This is a genomic window from [Clostridium] polysaccharolyticum (genome assembly GCF_900111595.1).
Lineage (GTDB): Bacteria > Bacillota > Clostridia > Lachnospirales > Lachnospiraceae > Clostridium_AI > Clostridium_AI polysaccharolyticum.
On record NZ_FOHN01000007.1, the window covers coordinates 15,812 to 35,009 of the forward strand.

At 35.1% G+C, this 19,198-nt stretch carries 15 protein-coding genes; 14 read left to right on the top strand and 1 reads right to left on the bottom strand.

Going from position 1 to position 19,198, the window contains the following annotated elements; genetic code table 11:
• Nucleotides 1-40: 40 nt before the first annotated feature.
• Nucleotides 41-445, bottom strand: coding sequence for a PaaI family thioesterase (locus tag BMY85_RS06015; RefSeq protein ID WP_092477368.1), 405 nt, complete (start codon nt 443-445; stop codon nt 41-43).
• 200 nt (nt 446-645) lie between these two features.
• Between BMY85_RS06015 and BMY85_RS06020 the strand changes: the two genes are divergently transcribed.
• The 14 genes from BMY85_RS06020 to BMY85_RS06090 all read left to right on the top strand — a co-directional run bounded on the left by BMY85_RS06020 (nt 646) and on the right by BMY85_RS06090 (nt 19,151).
• Nucleotides 646-2,022: a TrpB-like pyridoxal phosphate-dependent enzyme gene (locus tag BMY85_RS06020; protein ID WP_092477369.1), complete on the top strand. Its 1,377-nt coding sequence runs from the start codon at nt 646-648 to the stop codon at nt 2,020-2,022.
• A gap of 241 nt (nt 2,023-2,263) precedes the next feature.
• Nucleotides 2,264-2,701 carry a hypothetical protein gene (locus BMY85_RS06025; protein WP_092477370.1) on the top strand — a complete coding sequence of 146 codons (438 nt, stop codon included), beginning with the start codon at nt 2,264-2,266 and terminating at the stop codon, nt 2,699-2,701.
• Between the two features lie 131 nt (nt 2,702-2,832).
• Nucleotides 2,833-3,645: a ZIP family metal transporter gene (locus tag BMY85_RS06030; RefSeq protein WP_092477371.1), complete on the top strand. Its 813-nt coding sequence runs from the start codon at nt 2,833-2,835 to the stop codon at nt 3,643-3,645.
• Nucleotides 3,646-3,857: 212 nt separating this feature from the next.
• Nucleotides 3,858-6,689 (top strand): GDSL-type esterase/lipase family protein, encoded by a 2,832-nt coding sequence (locus tag BMY85_RS06035; RefSeq protein ID WP_092477372.1) that lies wholly within the window; start codon nt 3,858-3,860, stop codon nt 6,687-6,689.
• 302 nt (nt 6,690-6,991) lie between these two features.
• Complete coding sequence (locus tag BMY85_RS06040) at nt 6,992-10,300, top strand: cellulase family glycosylhydrolase (protein WP_092477373.1); 3,309 nt, start codon at nt 6,992-6,994, stop codon at nt 10,298-10,300.
• 1,618 nt (nt 10,301-11,918) lie between these two features.
• The gene (locus tag BMY85_RS06050; RefSeq protein WP_092477375.1) at nt 11,919-12,803 is read left to right on the top strand and encodes an AraC family transcriptional regulator; all 885 of its coding nucleotides are present in this window, start codon (nt 11,919-11,921) and stop codon (nt 12,801-12,803) included.
• A 283-nt stretch (nt 12,804-13,086) separates the two neighbouring features.
• Nucleotides 13,087-13,287 (top strand): hypothetical protein, encoded by a 201-nt coding sequence (locus tag BMY85_RS06055; RefSeq protein WP_092477376.1) that lies wholly within the window; start codon nt 13,087-13,089, stop codon nt 13,285-13,287.
• 26 nt (nt 13,288-13,313) lie between these two features.
• Complete coding sequence (locus BMY85_RS06060) at nt 13,314-13,514, top strand: hypothetical protein (protein WP_092477377.1); 201 nt, start codon at nt 13,314-13,316, stop codon at nt 13,512-13,514.
• Nucleotides 13,515-13,603: 89 nt separating this feature from the next.
• Nucleotides 13,604-15,013 carry a radical SAM protein gene (locus BMY85_RS06065; protein WP_092477378.1) on the top strand — a complete coding sequence of 470 codons (1,410 nt, stop codon included), beginning with the start codon at nt 13,604-13,606 and terminating at the stop codon, nt 15,011-15,013.
• The gene (locus BMY85_RS06070) at nt 15,003-16,058 is read left to right on the top strand and encodes a radical SAM protein (protein WP_092477379.1); all 1,056 of its coding nucleotides are present in this window, start codon (nt 15,003-15,005) and stop codon (nt 16,056-16,058) included. The genes BMY85_RS06065 and BMY85_RS06070 overlap by 11 nt, the downstream gene beginning before the upstream one ends.
• Nucleotides 16,059-16,075: 17 nt before the next feature.
• A complete protein-coding gene (ccmA, locus tag BMY85_RS06075) occupies nt 16,076-16,987 on the top strand; it encodes a heme ABC exporter ATP-binding protein CcmA (protein WP_177180664.1) in 912 nt (303 codons plus the stop codon).
• A gap of 12 nt (nt 16,988-16,999) precedes the next feature.
• Entirely contained in the window at nt 17,000-17,623 is a 624-nt protein-coding gene (locus BMY85_RS06080) for a hypothetical protein (protein ID WP_092477380.1), read from the top strand.
• Nucleotides 17,624-18,292, top strand: a complete 669-nt coding sequence (locus tag BMY85_RS06085) for a hypothetical protein (RefSeq protein WP_092477381.1) — start codon at nt 17,624-17,626, stop codon at nt 18,290-18,292. It abuts the gene before it with no gap.
• A gap of 31 nt (nt 18,293-18,323) precedes the next feature.
• The gene (locus BMY85_RS06090) at nt 18,324-19,151 is read left to right on the top strand and encodes a S41 family peptidase (protein WP_092477382.1); all 828 of its coding nucleotides are present in this window, start codon (nt 18,324-18,326) and stop codon (nt 19,149-19,151) included.
• The last annotated feature ends 47 nt before the right edge of the window (nt 19,152-19,198 follow it).

Here is a 19,198-nt window from a genome sequence, read left to right on the forward strand (position 1 = left end):
GAAAACCTGCGTGACAGGGCTTCTGGTAAAATGGAAAGAATTAAGCTTTTCGTTTGATAAAACCAGTGATATTTACCAGAGCAACAGCATTTCCAAGATTATCGGAAACAGCAATTTCATAAAAACAGGTATTACGGCCTTCTTTTATACATCTGGAACGGGCGATGATCTTGTCACCTTTGGCAACTCCCAAGAAACTGATATGGCTGTCAACCGATACGGTAATGTCTTTATGAAAATTGGATGCCACAGCAAATGTAAAGTCAGCTAAAGTAAAGATTGCTCCGCCCATTAAAGTGCCTACTGCATTGAGATGGTCTTCGGTAATTGCCATGGAACAGACAGTTTGTTCCTCTGTAATGGAATCAATGGCAGCACCGCAGGTTTTGACAGCAAAGCGGTCATTGGCAAAAATAGCGTTTGCTTCATGAATTAAGTTAGTCATAGTTCCTCCTTCTTTGTATATGCAATTTTTCTTTTATTATAAACAATATGACGTAGAATGCAAGTATTCGTACATGTTCGTTAGAAAATCTTGTAATTCGTCCTTTAACGTGCTAAAATATCTGTAATATACTTCATTGATTTAAAGGAATAACGTTTTGTTATCTTTGATAAAATGAAACAAATAGGAGGAACCCGTTTATGAACAAGAATGAGATACCTTACAAAATCTATTTAAAAGAAGAAGAAATGCCAAAGCAGTGGTACAATGTCAGGGCAGATATGAAAAACAAACCTGCAAAATTATTAAATCCTGCAACTTTACAGCCAGTTACAGAAGAAGAGTTAAGTAACATATTCTGTAAAGAACTTGTAAAACAAGAATTAGATGAAACAAATCCATACATAGATATTCCAGAACAGATTCGTGAATTTTATAAAATGTACCGTCCATCTCCATTGGTCCGTGCGTATTGCCTGGAGAAAAAGCTAGGTACACCAGCGAAGATTTATTATAAATTTGAAGGAAATAATACAAGTGGAAGCCACAAATTAAATTCTGCCATTGCACAGGCCTATTATGCAAAAGAGCAGGGCTTAAAAGGGGTAACTACTGAGACAGGTGCGGGCCAGTGGGGAACTGCTTTATCTATGGCCTGTTCTTATTTTGATCTGGACTGCCAGGTATATATGGTAAAATGTTCTTATGAACAGAAACCATTCCGCCGTGAAGTCATGAGAACATATGGTGCTAACGTAACACCATCTCCTTCTGAATCAACAGAAGTCGGCAAGAAGATTTTAGCAGAGCATCCAGGGACTACTGGAAGTCTTGGATGTGCTATTTCCGAGGCAGTTGAAGCTGCAACAACACAGGAAGGTTACCGTTATGTACTAGGAAGCGTATTAAGCCAGGTTCTTCTTCACCAGTCTGTAATTGGTTTGGAAGCATTGGCAGCACTTGATAAATATGGTCAAAAAGCAGATATCATCATTGGCTGTGCAGGTGGCGGTTCCAACTTAGGCGGATTGATTTCTCCATTTATGGGGCAGCAGTTAAGAGGAGAAGCAGAGTATAAATTTATTGCCGTAGAGCCAGCCTCCTGCCCAAGTTTAACAAGAGGGGTTTATGCATATGACTTCTGTGATACTGGCAAAGTCTGCCCGCTTCAGAAAATGTATACACTAGGAAGTGGATTTATTCCTTCTCCTAACCATGCTGGCGGGTTAAGATACCACGGCATGAGTGCAACTTTGTCACAGCTTTACGCTGATGGCTTAATGGAAGCACGTAGTGTAGAACAGACAGCTGTATTTGAAGCGGCGGAACAGTTTGCAAGAGTGGAAGGAATTTTGCCAGCTCCTGAAAGCAGCCATGCAATTCGAGTTGCGATTGATGAAGCGTTAAAATGCAAAGAAACTGGAGAAGAAAAAACAATTGTGTTTGGCTTAACAGGAACAGGATACTTTGATATGTTTGCTTATGAAAAATTTCACGATGGCAAAATGTCTGATTATATTCCAACAGATGAGGAATTACAGGCAAGCTTTGCGAAATTACCTAAGGTGGATTTATAAGCAATAAATGTGACGGCATAAGATAATGAATCATAAGATATTGTGCAGTTAATCAGATTAGCGTTCAATTGCATGCTGGTGCAAATCAGTTGGAATTGAACGCTAAACATTTAAAATAAGAAATTAATCAGGCGACAGTGGATTTTTTTGGTACGTCATTACTGGCTCAGGAATTTTGATTGGTTATGAAAGAAATGGAGGGAATATGAAAAATTTTAAGAAAAAGCAATAGGTTTATTATGTGTTTTTTTTTGTTTTCTTTTCAGAAGCTGCTGTTAATTTTTCCGCATGTCAAAGCAAGGGTTCTGAGGTGCCAGCAGTTACGAAAGATATAAAAGAATCCTTAACAGAGAACGATAAGCCTTTTGAAAGACTATCAAGTGACGATGTGGCAAGCATAAGTATTTATGAAGCCAGTCTAAAGTCTGATATTATCCTTTTGGAAGATGAGGCTTTGCAAATGATTTCTTTGCTCAATAAGCTGGAGGTATGTGGCAAAGCAGAAGAGGAAGAAAGAATAGGGCAGATGGTACAGATTAAGATAGAAAAATCAGAAGGCTCATCTGTTATAGTCAAATGCTTTTATCCATATGTTATGATTGATAATATCTGCTATGAAGCTGAATATGAACCATTGGAAAATATTAATAAGTTTGTAAATAATATTATAAAACGGTAACTTATTAGATAGATTTTGAAATTTTCATCTAGACATTATTCTGGTAAAAAAAGTATTTTGCCAAATAAGCTTATCTCATAGATCGCATTTTCAAAGGAGCCTCATATGATATATTGAGGTGAGTGAAATTGATGAAATATGTAATAGGCGTGCTCATACCGTTTTTCGGAACATCATTGGGAGCCGCTTGTGTATTCTTTATGAAAAAACAAATTAAGCCGAGAGTCCAGCAGACTGTACTTGGCATTGCTTCAGGTGTAATGATTGCTGCCTCTATCTGGTCGCTTTTAATGCCATGTATTGATATGTCAGGACATTTAGGAAAGCTAGCGTTTTTGCCAGCTGCAATTGGATTTACACTGGGTATGGCTTTTTTAATTCTAATAGACAAAATAGTTCCATACTTCTGTTTGATGCCCGAATGCGAAGACTGCGAACAGCGTCAGGATTTCCTAAAGCCAAAGAAGACTAAGCAGACAGTATTTAGTAAGACGAAAATGCTTCTGTTAGCGGTTACCATTCACAACGTGCCAGAAGGTATGGCAGTTGGAGTTGTATTTGCAGGTGTGTTAAACAATAGTTCACAAGTAACTTTTGCAGGTGCTATGGCACTTGCCATTGGTATAGCCATTCAGAACTTTCCAGAAGGAGCTATTATCTCCATGCCATTGAAAGCAGATGGAAGCAGTAAAAAACAGGCATTTATTTATGGCATGCTTTCTGGCATTGTAGAGCCTATTGCAGCATTTATTACCATTTTACTAGCTGAGATCGTGACACCAGTGCTGCCTTATTTTTTGTCTTTTGCAGCTGGAGCAATGCTGTATGTGGTGATTGAAGAATTAGTACCAGAGGCAAAACAGGATGATAAAACAAAACTGGGTACTATTGGATTTACTATCGGATTCTTGGTCATGATGATTCTGGATGTTACATTAGGATAATGGGATTGTCAGAAATATGTGGCATACCGTTCCTTGAGGATGTTTACGGTTAGGGAGCGAAGATATGCATATGAAAAAAGAAATCCTGATAAAAAAGAAAATCCTGTTTATATGTAATCCTCCTTATAGAATTTCGTATAATGCCATAATTTCATCTTTCTAGAAAATATGGTATAATACAAGAGTAAAATTTTAATAAGGAGGTTTTTTTCATGAAAACAATGAAAAACAGACTGAGATACCTGCTTATGGTTCTTCCAATCTTTCTCCTGGTCGGATTTGTCACAGTATTTGCAGACAATGTACAAGCTGCAAGCAATTCGATGAAATTTGACTTTGGTAACGGTGGAACAGTCAGCGGCTATACTCAGGTTAAAGCAGAAACCGCTTACAATTCACGTGTCGGATATGGTTTTAACACCCCATCCCAGATGAAAAATGTAAGTGCTTCCGGAAGTGGCATGTTAAGTGATGCAGTTCAGTTTATGGCATCTGGCATGACAAGTAACAACACCTTTAATGTAGACTTAGCCAATGGCCTATATCAAGTAAGAGTTTACTTGGGAAACACTATGAGAACTAGTGTGGCAGCAGAAGGTGTCTATCAGATTATGAACATGACAGGCAATAATGCAACTGCAGCTTTTATACTTCCTGTCACAGACGGACAGTTAAACATTCTTGCAACAGCTGGAAAAGATGGATATGCATTTACCATGAGTGCATTAGAGATTACCAGATTATCGGATAATCCAGCAATGCCTCCAACAATCTGGCTTTGTGGAGATTCTACGGTATGTGATTACTATCCGTTAGCAACCAGTTCACAATGTGGATGGGGACAGCTTCTTGGCAGCTATGTAGATTCTTCCTTTTATGTAAAGAACTTAGCTACAAGCGGCCAGTATGCCAAAGGTTTCGTAAACAGCGGCCAGTTTGCTTCTGTACTTAAGTATTTAAAGAAGGGTGATTACTATGTGATTTCCATTGGTATCAACGATGGTAATTATTCCAACGAAACGGAGTACTATGAGACCGTAACAAGCATGGTAAAACAGGCAAAAGCGAAAGGTGCTACCGTCGTATTAGTAAAACAGCAGGGACGTGCTACGGATGTATCACAGCATCCAAACTTGACAGGACGCTGGTTTGGTGGATCTCTTGACAGAATCGGCAATGAGCAGAATGTAAAAGTAGTTGATTTATTTAACTTAGCATTTACATACTACAAATCAATCGGACAGGCTGCAACAACCAATCTGTTCTTAACAGACGGTTTACATCCAAATCGTGAAGGTGCTAAGATTCTTGCCAGACTGGTTGCAGATGATGTGAAATTCTCCACTTCACAGGGTGCTACACAGCCTTCTATAGCACCATCCCAAGGAACTGGTGCCACAGGCATAATTACAGATGGTTCCTTAAATGGCAAAGAATTTATGCTTCGCAATGTAAATAGTGGACTTTATATGGACATTAATGGTGCAAAAGCTGCCAATGGAACGAATGTACAGCAATGGGGTGCCAATGGAGTAGAGGCTCATAAAACCTGGAGAGCAGTTCATCAGGGAAATGGATATTATCAGCTATATTCCAAGATAGCAGACGGAAACACGTATCTTCTTGATGTGGACTGTGCCCGTACAGCCAATGGAACAAATATCCAGATTTATCAGAATACCTATCATGATGCACAGCTTTTCCGTTTCAAGAAAAATGCAGACGGAAGTTATGTGATCCTTACAAAAGTATCCAACGACAGCAGCTGTGTGGAAGTAAAATCAGCATTGACATCCTCTGGTGCTAATGTACAGGAATGGGAAGTCAACGGACATAACTGCCAGAGCTGGTACATGGAAGAAATCGGGGGAAATCCTTCTCCATCTCCAAGCCCAGTAATGGTACCTTCCGCTGTTCCAGTTCCTTCACAGGCACCAGCACAGACCCAAGTTCCAAGTGCAGCACCAAGCAAAGCTCCAGCTGCTGGAAACAGTTCTGTGTCTGTGAAAGCAGATGTCAACAGCTGGAATGGAGGCTATACAGCTAACATAAATATTGAAAATAAAGGAAGCCAGAATGTTACAGGCTGGACTTTGAAACTGAAAAAAGCAGATTTCCAGATTGGTGGAAGCTGGAACGTAACCATTAAGGAATCTGGAGATTATTACGTACTAACAAGTGTTGACTGGAACGGTACAATCAATGCCAATGGAACTATTTCCTTTGGATTTAGCTGTAATGGAACATTTAATCCAGACTTCTACTATGAGTTTGCTTATAACGGAGGAAGTACATCCAGTGATGGACAGGCACAAGAACCTGTTTCTACACCAGTTCCTTCACAGACACCAGTACAGACACCAGTTCCAAGTGAAGCACCAAAGCACAATCCAACCATTTACATTGCAGGTGACTCTACGGTACAGACATACCGTGAAAGCTACTATCCACAACAAGGCTGGGGAGCTTATCTTGGTGATTTCCTTCGCTCAGGCGTTACCATAGCAAATCATGCTATTGCAGGCCGAAGTTCCAAAAACTTTGTAACACAAGGCCGCTTGGATGCTATTTTAAATACGATTCAAAAAGGGGATTATCTTCTTATCCAGTTTGCTATCAACGATGCAAACTATAATAATGAAGACCGTTATGCACCAGTAAGCGACGGAACTTATCAGAGATATATTAAGATGTATGTAGAAGGAGCTTTAAATAAAGGGGCAACTCCTATTTTAGTAACGACTACATTAAGCTTAGGCAGTTACTCTAATGGAAGATTTGTAAATAGTTACAATGACTATTGTAACGCTATGAAGCAGATAGCAGCACAGTATAAGATCCCATGTATTGATTTAAATACTTTAATGGTAAATCATTTGAATCAGATCGGATACAACAGCGCTTACAATTATTACATGATTTCTTCATCAGATGCTTCTACTGACAAAACACACTTTACAGAAACAGGTGCAAAAGCAGTAGCTTCCTTAGTGGCAAATGGAATTAAGGGACTGAATATTGAGTTGTCTGGTTATGTGAAATAATAGGTAATAAAGAGTTAGGGGATGTCTCACTAGCATATGAACTAGTGTGGCATCTCTTTTTCTCTGGCTTGAATTCACAGTAAAGGTATGTTTGCTGATTATAGGGATAAATATAGCAGCTGTTACAATTAAGTCCTTTGCACTAAAAAAGTGACATAATGAAAAGGGGATAAGCAGAAACACTTTGTTTTGCATCTTATCATGTCCTTTTTATGCTATCATATGTCCGAATCCACAAGGAAACTCTTCATTTTCCAAAGCTATAATTTACCTATGAATAAATTTTAAAAGAGGTGCTTATTATGAAGAAAATGAAGAAAGGACTTTCTGTACTGCTAAGCTTTGTGATGATTATCACATCCTTATGTTTTACGACTGTCAAAGCAGCAGAAACAAACAGTTCCTTAACAGAAATAAGTCTGTTAAGCCAAAGCGTAACCGCTTCGGATGAGGAAGCAAGAGGAACAGGAGATGGATATGATGGCCTTATTACAACTGTTCGTGACGTAGATGTGGATTATCTGAAAATTGCATATACCATTGATAATCCATCCAGATTACAGAGCTGGACGTGGCTGTTTAATTTTATGCCATTTACAAGCTCATGGGCAGGCTGGGAATGTAACGCAGTCACATTATCGGATTCTGCATTAGAAAATGGTGAGTACATAGCCTACATCCCTATGAAGGCCATTAAAGATTCCTGTGCAGAGGGGGATGTGGCAGGTGTAAATTTAAATTATTGTGAAGTAGAAGGGGTTAAACTTCAATTGACAGGTTTCTGGGCATGCACAGGAAAACTTGCGACAGAACCAGAAGCAACAGGAAAGAAAGACATTGCTTCTGGTCAGGAAACGGTTCAGAAAGATATTCCGGATACTGCCTCTAATCAATTTATGTTAGCTTTCAATAATGGATGGAATTTAGGAAACACATTTGACAGTTTTGATACGAACCTGAATGTGGAAGACTTAAAAGAAAATACATGGGGCAACCCAAATGTAACAAAAGAACTTCTCCATGCCATCAGACAAGAAGGTTTTGACAGCATCCGAATCCCAATGACTACTTACCGTCGTGCTTCTAAAGTCAATGGAAGATACGTTATTGACGAATCCTGGTTAGCACGTTATAAAGAAGTGGTTGACTGGGCGGTAGAGGAAGGTTTCTATGTTATGATCAACATGCATCACGATTCCTCATGGCTGCGCAGCTGGAATGGAAATAAGAGTGCAGAGGAATTTATCCGTTTCACACAAAGCTGGGAACAGATTGCAGATTATTTTAAAGAGGAACCAGCACAAGTATGTTTTGAAACAATCAACGAACCGCAATTTGATTACCCAACAGCTCATAATACCATTTACGATATGCTAGATGCTGTGAATTTGGCATCTTATAACATCATCCGTAAATCAGGTGGAAAAAATGCAACAAGAATGATTGTGTTGCCAACTTATAATACCAACCAGAATCCAGAATCCTTAGATGATTTATATAACCTGATCAAAGGATTACAAGATGAAAATGTAATTGCAACCATTCACTATTACAGCGAATGGTGCTTCAGTGGAAACCTTGGTACAACAGGTTTTGACGATCCAGTCAATGGTGGAGAAACTACTTCCAGAGATGCTATTTATTCTACATTTAAAACGGTTTACGATAAATTCATTGCCAATGGCATTGGGATTATCGTAGGGGAATATGGACTGCTTGGAACAAATGAAGTAGGAGAATATGTAAAATATTTAGAATGCGTCAATGCAGTTGGACATACTTATGGCATGAGTATGGTATTCTGGGATGCAGGAAACTATATTAATAGAAGAGATAAGAACTATGCATGGAATGAGCCACGTTTAGGAGAAATGGTCGACGCAAGCATGACAGGACGTTCCTCCACAGCAGCATGTTTAGATGAACTTTATTTCCAAGGAGAACTATCGGAAGATGTTACGATTCCTCTCATTATAAATGGACCAGAATTCAAAGGAATCAAAGGATTAACAGAAGGCAGTGATTATACTTATAACAAAGAAAAAGCTGTGATTACCGTAAAAGCTTCTTATGTAAATCGTAAGTTAAAAGCATTTGGTTCTAATGAATTTGGTACGTTTGATGAATTACTGATTCAGTTTACAAGTGGAGCTGTATGGCATGAATATTTATGCAAAAATGCGGAAGCATCAGCGGGAAAAGCAACAGGAAATACAAATGGAGTAACCATTCCATTTACTTATAATGGAGCAAAAGTCAGAAGAATTTCTGCATATCAGAGAAATGGCTGTGTAGGACCTACACATTCATGGTGCAAATACCTTACATTCAATGGAGATTTCACACCGGATTATGCAGGAAACAAACTGGTTTTATCTTCTTCATTCTTAAAAGATTCTTCTGTCTTAGATGGGCCTATCCTAGTAAATGTGGAAATGTGGAATGGCCAGACAGTAAAGGTATGGATGAATAAGAAAGGTACTAGTATTGAGGTAGATAGCCAGTATGCTGAGAATACATCCGCTGAAATTAAGAAACCAGAAAAAATGGTTGTTTATGTAGGAGAAAAACAGATTCCTTCTCAGTATTTAGGACTTCCAGAAGGTGGTTCCATCTATGGAACATGGATTACAGATTCTAGTGTTATCAAAATGGACGGATGGCCAGCCGCTATGACATTCAGCTCTACACCAACTGATTTTACAGCAGGCGGAATTCTTGTATACTTCTATGATATTCAAGAATATGTAAATGGCATGTTTGCTGTGAAAGCTATGCCAAAAGTAGAAGGGGTAACGTTAAAAGCTGGCGAGAAAAAAGCAGTTACAGTAAAAGATGTTGCAAAGGATGCTGTTATCACGTATGCAGTAGAAGATCCTTTTGTTGCGACTGTAGAAAATGGTGTCATTAAAGCGAAAAATGCTGGAAAGACGTCTGTTATTGTAACCGTAAGCCAGTATGGCAGAACGGATGATTTTACAGCTTCGGTTCATGTGGAAGATTCTCTGATACCAAGTGCAGAACCAGCAGAAAGTGAAGCACCAGCTTCAAGTATGGAACCAGCAGAAAGTGAAGCACCGACTTCAAGTGTGGAACCAGTAGTAAGTGAAGTGCCAGTTTCAAGTACGGAACCAGCAGTAAGTGAAACACCAGTTTCAAGTGCGGAACCAGTAGTAAGTGAAACGCCATTCCCAAGCCAAGTTCCTGTTGCAAAAGAAAAACCAGATGTGATTGTGCAGACAGAGATTTCTAGTCAGGTAAGACAGAATTACACAATCAGTAGTGGCACTATAAAAGAGTTCGACTTGTCAAAACTTGTACTTCGTTACTATTTTATTAAAGACAGCCAGAAAGAACAAAATATATGGATTGATAATGCAGCAGTTTCCTGTAATTGTTCACCATACTATATTGGATATACTTCAAATGTAAAATGCAATGTGACCGAGGAGTATGTAGAGTTTGCATTTACAAAGGCACAATTGCTGTATGGTGGAACATTTAACATCCAGACCAGGATGAATTATTCTGACTGGTCTCCATATATCAATTTCCAGTCAGCAGGTTTGGAAGTGTATTATGATGGAACTTTAGTGGAACAAAAAAATTAGAATTAATATAGAAAAAACATAAGGAATTGTATCAAAATGTTAGGGGATGTCTCACTAGAATATGAACTAGTGTGGCATCTCTTTTTTGGGGATTGCAAAATGTCTAAGCACTAATGATGCAATTCATTCTAGATAATGTATTATCAATGTAGATGAAAAAACTTGATATCAGGATATAAATACTATATAATAAAACATTGAGTAAACACAAAATGTAAAATAAATAAGCAAAAGAGAAGATTATGTTTAAAAAACGAATAAAAGAAAAAATGGCAGCTGTGTTTGGACATTTATATTATTTTTAGATACATAGTGAACCGACTTTTAAGGCTCCGTATGGTCATAACGGAAGTTTTTCAACATTTTAATCTAGATATTTTGACATGCATTTATTATTAAAAAAATTACCTGTATTTAACAAGGCATGTAGTATAGTTAATACATTTTATTTCAATTTTGGAGGCTGGTATGAAAGTTTTATTGAATCGAATAGGAAATATTCTTTTTTTTATAAGTACAATATTTACAATAATAACAGTGCTTACAGCTAAAGATATAATTTTAAATCATAATTACACGGTAAATATATGCTTATTGACTATAGGAATAAATTTAATTGCTGTTATAATAAAGTCTTTAGCTTTAAAAAAGTAATGCAGTGAAAAGTATATAAGTATAGAAACAGAATTAAGGGTAAACAGGATATTCCAGTTAAAGCTAATATAAGAGGGCATATTAGAGAAGCTCTCTTTTTGTTTTGTAGAAATTTAGTCATATATCAATTTCCAGTCAGCAGGTTTAGAAGTGTATTATGATGGAACTTTAGTGGAACAAAAAAATTAGAATTAATATAGAAAAAACATAAGAAATTATATCAAAATTACCGTTAATATGAACAATTTGAATCGTCATATTAACGGTAATTTTTTACTATCTTTAAGAATAATGTAAGATGTATTATAATATATATACAAGGAATAGAACTGCAAGATAAGTTTTTAAGACCTAAAAGTCTTTTTCAGAAAGGATGATGACCTATGACACAGGAGGCACTATTAAGATTAAGACAAGGAAATGCTGAATTGAGATTATTGCAGAAGAAATTCCGAGAGGCAGTGTACGAAAGTAAGAAAAGTAGAAATAGTGAAGTACTAAAGAAGCTAGCAGGCTGACAATCGGCATTGACTCAATAGGAATAAAAAAAAGAAGTACCGCTTTAGTGATTTAATAAAATGCTAAAGTGGTACTTCTTCTTTTCTCTTTCCTTTAAACAGATATTCTTCTCTTTCCAAAAGGATTTCATAAATGCTTTTAACCGTTTTTGGTACAAAAAAGGAGCTGGGCACTAAGTAAAATTAGTGCGACAGCCGCTTTTTCATATTTTTTGCCAGACTTTAAGAGTAAAAATTATACATGCAATTCTTTTTTGCAAGGTGGAATGGATCTTGGGTGCAGCATTCGGCCATAGAAAAAAGAAAGGTAATAGCACAAGAGAGACAGCAAATTCAGATTGTGCTTTCTTATGGTTTGTATCATACTTATTATACAAAGAAATATACTGGGAAACCTTAAGATTAAGGACGAGGTATAGCACAAAAGAGACATAGGAGGTGCCAACATGAGTGAAACCATGTATCAGATGAAATTGGAGTTTTTTACAAAAGATGAGACATTTCCCTTTTACATACAGTATGGATACCATAAAGACAATATGTATCTTCATGTACATGAAAGCTATTCGGAATTAGTGATTGTATTGGGAGGGAGTGCGAAGCATATGGTCAATCAGGAAGAATTTTATATTTCAGAAGGAGATGTATTTATCATTGGTGCAGATACCTATCACGGATACAAAGAAGCAAATGATTTCCGCATCTGCAATATTATGTTCCGCCACGAGTATTTCTTTGCAAATGATTTTGATATGAAGGAATTATCAGGATTTCAAGGGCTTTTTGTTATTGAACCAATTTTAAGCCAGTGCAGATCTTTTCATAATATGCTCAAACTTAACAGGGATGAATTTGATAAAGTGAAAAAGATAATAGATGCAATGGTAAAGGAATATAAAGAAAAGAAAGCTGGCTATAAGATGTATTTAACAGGGATGTTTTACCAGATTTCGGTGTTATTATCTCGACTGTATTCCGTATCAGGCGAGTATAAGGGAAGTGAAGTTTTTGGAATGGCAAAATCCATAGCCTATATAGAAAGCCATTTTACAGAACCTTTGACCGTAGCTTTGCTGTCTGAAATAGCAGGGTTTTCTCCTAGACATTATACGAGAAGATTTTTAGAGATTACCAATAGCACTCCAATTCAATATATTAATGAAATACGGCTTAAAAAGGCGGTAGTTTATCTGGAATCTTCAAAAACACCTGTAGCAGTAATTGCAGCAAAATGCGGTTTCGCTGACAGTAATTATTTTTCCAGACAGTTTAAGAAATATTATGGGGCAAGTCCGACAGAATACCGAAAGGAATTACCACATTTTATATAAATTTTTTATTTTACCGCAAACTAAGGTAGTGCTATAATGGCTGGCTGTTAAAAACATTAGCTGGTGCGGTGTTATGATACGTAAGTGTTGTAATGCCTTGTTTTCAATATAAAAAATGCATTTATTGCGAATGATCTTGACTTATATTTATGCAAGGTGTTTAATATTGTTGCGTGAATGTAAAAATGCTGTAATATTTTCTAAATTAAAAAGGAATAATAATGGAATTACATTTAGAGTGAAAAATTCGAACGCATAAATTTATCATGAAGGGAGGAGTAATGTGAATGAACATTTAAATTTTGTTGGAGACGAGTCGACAGATGCAAAATGTGGTGCATGCATTATATGTATTGGGTGTTTTGGATGTTTAAGCTGTATGGCATGTATTGTCCCTGTTGCTGGACAAGTAGCAACAGCAGCAAGTGCAACAGGAGTAGCTGCATCAGCTACTGGTTTAGCAGCAACAGTAGCATCAAGTTGATATTGATTTTGTATTAAGGAGTGTCTATGAAAGAAATGAATTACATAGGACAGGAAGAAGAACAAGCAGCATGTGCAGGATGTTTATCATGTCTAACATGTGTTGGCTGTGTTAAGTGTTGTATTTGTGTTATTCCTGTTTTGGGGCAAAGTGCAATAGCTGCATCCGCAGCTGAGACAATTGCAGTAGCAACAACTGTTGGTTTGGGTGTTATATCAAAGAAATAAAAGTATGAGAATGTTTGCAGGCAAATGTGGAGAATTGAAATTAGTTCCACATTTGCTTACAAGTCTGCAAGAGAAGAAAAGGAGAACGGATGAGAGGTTTTCGTTTTGAAACAGAGAACGGATGTAAATATCTGTATGATGATGAAACAGGTTATATTTTGCCACTAATTAATGATGATATTACGGAAGAATATGAAGAAAAATATAAGGAGCTAAAAAGAGTTTGTTCATTCCAACCCAAAGAAGATGTAACTATTGAAAATGTAAAAAGACATTTGCATGACGAAGCAAATGGGTTTAGACAATTAATTCTTGAAGTGGCTTCTGGTTGTAATTTAAGATGTAAATATTGTATATATAGTGAGCACTATCCTGCATATAAAACATATACAAATCAATTCATGAAAGAAGAGACAGCGTTAAAAGCAATTGATTATTATCTTAGCAATTTTCAAAAGAGTCATAAAATTAATCCTACAAGGATACCGAATATCGGATTTTATGGTGGAGAGCCTTTATTAAATTTTGATGTAATGAAAGCAGTGGTAAATTACACCGAAAAAAAATGTAAAAATATTCTGTTTCATGTAACAACAAACGGGTTATTGCTTAATGAGCAAGTGCAAGACTTTCTTGTTGAGAATGATTTTAGTGTTACAGTAAGTTTAGATGGAAATAAAGAAAATCATGATAGGAATAGAGTTACTCCAGATGGGCAAGGTAGTTTTGAACAAGTGTTTGGCAATATTCAAAAATTTAGAAAAAGATATCCAGATTATAGCAAACTAGGAATTAGCCTTTGTTATGATATAAAGAGTAATTTTAAAGATATTGAAGAATTTATGAATAAAGAAAAAATATTTGTTACTAAAATGTCTTTAATAGATACACACAATACCACATATTATAAACAATTTACGAATAAGGATTATGAACAATTTATGAAACAAAAAGCCTTATATGAGGATAATTTTAAAAAGGCTAGTATGGAACATAGTATTGATAAGTCATCGTTTTTGTTTACTTATTTGGGAATTGATTATTCCGAATTTGCATTTCATTCTGTCTATAATGAAAAGAGACCAAGTATCATTCCAAATTCAGGAAGCTGTGTCCCAGGTGAAAAATTATATGTAAGTATAGATGGGCGAATACATATGTGTGAAAAAATTAATTCTGATTTTTTTATTGGAGATGTGGATAACGGTTTAAATTATGAAAAAATAGTTGAAATTATAAAAGAGTATAATGAGGTATTTAAGACTAGGTGCGATTATTGTAATGTTAGTAGATTCTGTAACATATGTTTTGCACAATGCTGTGAAGAGAATGCGTTTAATAAACCAGTTGGTGAGTGTAAGGAGTTTGAGAGAAGCATTATAGAAAAGATGACAAAATATGTTTCATTGTTAGAAGAGAATCCTGGTTTGTTTGATGACGTAACGTTAGATTATTATAATAATTTATATGAGAAAGTAGGTGGATGTTTTGAACTATAAATATTTTCAGCTGAATAATGAATGTTATCTTGTTATTGGAAAAAAGAGGGCAACTATTCATAATTTACTTAAAAGGGAAATTATCTGGTTAGATGAGGAACAGACAAAGCTTGCCTTAATGTTTGAAAATGGTGAAAAAGTTGATTGTAATAATAGCTTTATCGAAAGCCTATGTCAAGCAGGATGGGGATTTTCATCAGAAAAAAAGTATTATATTGACAAGATAAGAACTAAAAATTTATTTACACAGAATATGTTTTATAAAGAACGTCCAATTATCTATTCCTGTACACTGCATTTGACAAACGAATGCAATTTGAATTGTAATAAATGTGGAAATATATACTGTCCATCGTGTATTAAATATGAGGATAACTCTTTACCACAAATCGATCAGTTAAAGGTTTTAATTACAGAATTAAAGGATTATGGTTTACATGAGGTTGTTTTGGCTGGTGGTGAAGTTGCATTATACCAGCAGTTAGAGGAACTTATAGAGTATTGTGTTGGAAATAAACTAAGGGTTACTGTTAATACCAATGGCTTAATTAAAGTAAAAGCAGATGGGAAAATCCAAATTATACTAAATATATTTTCTCATGAACAACTAGAACTAGTTCAAAAAAATTATAAGGAAACGGATAATGTATTTGTGATACTTCATGATATGAAAAAAGAAACGGAATTTCTTAATCCTACATGGAGAGCAGTAGAAAAAGACACTTCTCTTCCAGAAATGAAAACTGCTACTATGAGAAAACTAGGAGTTTTAGAATTTAACACGACTAAATTTTGGAATACATGTTTATGTAATAGAATTCATATTATGAATAACTTGGATGTAGTAACTTGTCTAGGGAAAACAGAATTAATAGGAAATTTAAAGTCTGATAGTTTGTCGAGTATTGTTTTAAAACTTTATGAAAATCAATGGAAAGATACAAAAGCAGCAGATGACAATAATGGATGCAGTTTATGTGAATTTAGATATTCCTGTACACCATGTATCCTGACAAAGAAAAAAGAACCTTGCAATCTGGTATAGAAAAGGGGAGGCAATCTATGAACATAGAAATGAAATCTGTAAAAAAGAGTTTTCAAAGCAATTGTGTACTGAATGGTATTAATCTTAAAATCAGTCCAAGTGACATTATGCTCATTGTGGGCAAGAATGGTGCTGGTAAAACAACTATTTTACGCTTGCTTTTGGGCTTATATACACCAGATGAAGGAAGCATAACAATTGATGGAATTGATTCAAAAACTAGACAGTATCAGAAGTTAAAAAAGAATATGGGATTTCTTAATGATAACATAGGATTGTTTCGTGATTTGACCGTATGGGAGAATGTTGAGTTTTTTCATCGAATTTATTTTCCGGAGGCAAAGAAAAATATAAGAAACCAAATGATTTCTGATGTATTGAAAAGAGTGGAATTATATAATCATAGAGATGAAAAAATTGATTTTTTTTCAAGGGGGATGCGTCAACGTCTGGCGATTGCAAGGGCAATTGTAAATCAGCCCAACTTACTTATATTAGATGAACCAAATCGAGGTTTAGATGTAGAGGGTAAAGAAATGCTTAAAGAAATTGTTCAGGAGTATCATAAAAAAGGAGCAACAGTTTTAGTTAATTCTCATGATTTAAACGATATTCAGGAGTACGTCACACATCTTTCTTTTTTAAGCAAAGGGAAAATTGTTTATGCAGGTTCCTACTGTGATTTAATCAAAAATCAACAAAACAAGCAATATAGAATTCGTGTGGAAAATCCAGAGTTAGTTTTAAAACAAATTGCTTCATTAGATTATGTATTAAATGCTGAATTAACAGAAGGTTCGTTAATAGTAAGTTTAAATACTGATATTTCAAATCTAAGTAAGTGGTTTGCGCTAAACAGCATTGAAGTGTATGAACTGATTCAAATGAATCAAGATCTTGTAGCATTATACAAGCAGTATATTCAATAAACGGAGGAATATATGAAAGTATTAAAGACAATTTATTGGAGGGAAATGCGAACAGGAAGAAAATCATTGGGACGCATAGCAGGGTATATCGTTGTACTTGTTGCGGCTTTATATAATTTTAAAATGCACCAAACGTTGTTTCAAGAACTAATGTATGTTGCATATGGAATTTATTTAGTTATTTTTTTTAAGTCTTCTAATGTGTACAGCAACATACATTCCTTGCTTTCGTTGCCTATTACTGTGAGAGAGCTTTGTATCAGCAGGATAATATGCAATGCTATTAGGCTTTTTATTTGGGAAACTGTAAATTTTATTTTACTTTCTATCACTTATGGAACATTATGGAATGAAACAGTATCATATAAACTTTTATGTGATTTTATGGTATATCATATTGCGATTATTCAGATAATATTTGTCAGTGAATGTCTGCTTGTGATGTTTGGTAAAAAGAGTAAGTATCCTGTTTTTATCATGGTAAGTGTTTTGCTTTTGTTCGTACAGATGTTTTTATATAGTGGAAACGGGATTCTAAATTTAGGTATGCAATTAGCTATATTTAGTATAGCTTTCTGTTTGTATAGGCGATTGTTGGGATTAGAAAACGAAAAAATATTTGTGAGGTGGAATTAGATGGATGCATTGTTGTGGAAAAAGTTTAAGGAGATTAAGAATCAGAGAATAAGAACAGCCGTCATTCTTGCGTTTCCGTTTTTGATTAGTATTATTCTTATCATAAATCCAGTACATGGAGTGGGACTTTCTGCTTCTTTGCCATTATTTAATTTGATGATATGCTGGCTTCTTATGTTTAACATTGAAGATTTTGTATTTGCTGAAGTTGTGTTTGGAACAGGAATAAATATTTGGAAAATGTGGTGTTTTGATATGTTGTATAGTATCATTACCGCTGCGTTTTATACAGGAATAGAAATCTTATTGCTTTCAGTTTTGGGGGCAGGGAATTACAGAATAGATATTGTAAAATTATTTGTTTCTTTTTGCTGTGGCTGTGGTCTTATCTGTTTTGCCACATGTTATATTTGTGATTATAGCAAGTTGAAGAATTATATAAGCTCTATTGGCGGTATTTTTAATTTCTTATTACTGGGGTATATCTGTGTGACTTATGGGCAGGCAGTTTGGCTAATTAAATACCTTAATCCTTTATTTGCAGTATCTATTATTTTAGCTGTGTTTTCAATTGTTATTGTTTATAAGTTTAGTAGGATTGAGAAGTTTGTTAATAATATTAGAAAACTTAGTGATGGGTATGAAAATAAAAATTTTATTGATGAGTAAGTAGGATTACTGGATTTTTGGAGGTATATTTATGATTTTGCCAAAAAAAATAGTGGTAAAATTAATTGAAAAGTATGAAGAATATGATATTGAGTTATGCTTGAATGACAGCTATGTTGCTAAGAAGAAAGCTTTATTAGCGAAGTTTGTAATTACACATCATGATCTGTTCTGTTTTGTTGAGAATACTAAGAGTATAAAGTTTACATATTTTTTATACGACAGATGGTTAGTAAGTTTTGCGATTAGAAATGCCTTTGGACCTGATATAGAAAATAAAGTAATTCATGATATTAAATTTAAAGACATGTGTTATATAAAGTTCAGAAAGTTTTCATCTGAAACAGTAAACACTGTAGCTAGTATTATTAGGGAAGCCAAGCAAAAGCAGTTGATTTTGGATTTGCGAAACAATATAGGAGGGAATCTTCAATCTTGCTTAGAACTGCTTAATATGATGGTGCCAGAAGGAGAAGTTCTGAGAATACAAACTAAAAATGATTTTAAATATTTTTATGCGAATGGGAAAGCTAAGAAGTTTGAAAAAATATATGTTTTGATTAATGAAAATACGGCTAGCTGTAGTGAAATCACAAGCGTGGTTTTATATAAGAAACTAGATAACGTAGTATTAATTGGACATAAGAAGAGTCATAAATTATATACGCAGCATGTCATTACCAATAAACTATTGGGATATAGTTTTTCAATAGCAGATGGTATATGGTATGTAGATAATGAAGATGCATCATGTTTGAGTAAATACCTGTTGGCAAAGAATGAAAATTGGACAGAACTGAATGATTATTTAAAGTTTATTCTTTTATTTCGGGAAGACAAGATGCATTTTTCTGAATGATGGTAATATTTTTATTAGAAAGTAAGCTGGATTTTGCATGAAAAGAA

Excerpts from the sequence above, each read along its gene's own strand:
- BMY85_RS06015 (WP_092477368.1), bottom strand. The coding sequence starts at position 445 with ATGACTAACTTAATTCATGAAGCAAACGCTATTTTTGCCAATGACCGC.
- BMY85_RS06020 (WP_092477369.1), top strand. The coding sequence starts at position 646 with ATGAACAAGAATGAGATACCTTACAAAATCTATTTAAAAGAAGAAGAA.
- BMY85_RS06030 (WP_092477371.1), top strand. The coding sequence starts at position 2,833 with ATGAAATATGTAATAGGCGTGCTCATACCGTTTTTCGGAACATCATTG.
- BMY85_RS06035 (WP_092477372.1), top strand. The coding sequence starts at position 3,858 with ATGAAAACAATGAAAAACAGACTGAGATACCTGCTTATGGTTCTTCCA.
- BMY85_RS06040 (WP_092477373.1), top strand. The coding sequence starts at position 6,992 with ATGAAGAAAATGAAGAAAGGACTTTCTGTACTGCTAAGCTTTGTGATG.
- BMY85_RS06050 (WP_092477375.1), top strand. The coding sequence starts at position 11,919 with ATGAGTGAAACCATGTATCAGATGAAATTGGAGTTTTTTACAAAAGAT.
- BMY85_RS06060 (WP_092477377.1), top strand. The coding sequence starts at position 13,314 with ATGAAAGAAATGAATTACATAGGACAGGAAGAAGAACAAGCAGCATGT.
- BMY85_RS06065 (WP_092477378.1), top strand. The coding sequence starts at position 13,604 with ATGAGAGGTTTTCGTTTTGAAACAGAGAACGGATGTAAATATCTGTAT.
- ccmA (WP_177180664.1), top strand. The coding sequence starts at position 16,076 with ATGAACATAGAAATGAAATCTGTAAAAAAGAGTTTTCAAAGCAATTGT.
- BMY85_RS06080 (WP_092477380.1), top strand. The coding sequence starts at position 17,000 with ATGAAAGTATTAAAGACAATTTATTGGAGGGAAATGCGAACAGGAAGA.
- BMY85_RS06085 (WP_092477381.1), top strand. The coding sequence starts at position 17,624 with ATGGATGCATTGTTGTGGAAAAAGTTTAAGGAGATTAAGAATCAGAGA.
- BMY85_RS06090 (WP_092477382.1), top strand. The coding sequence starts at position 18,324 with ATGATTTTGCCAAAAAAAATAGTGGTAAAATTAATTGAAAAGTATGAA.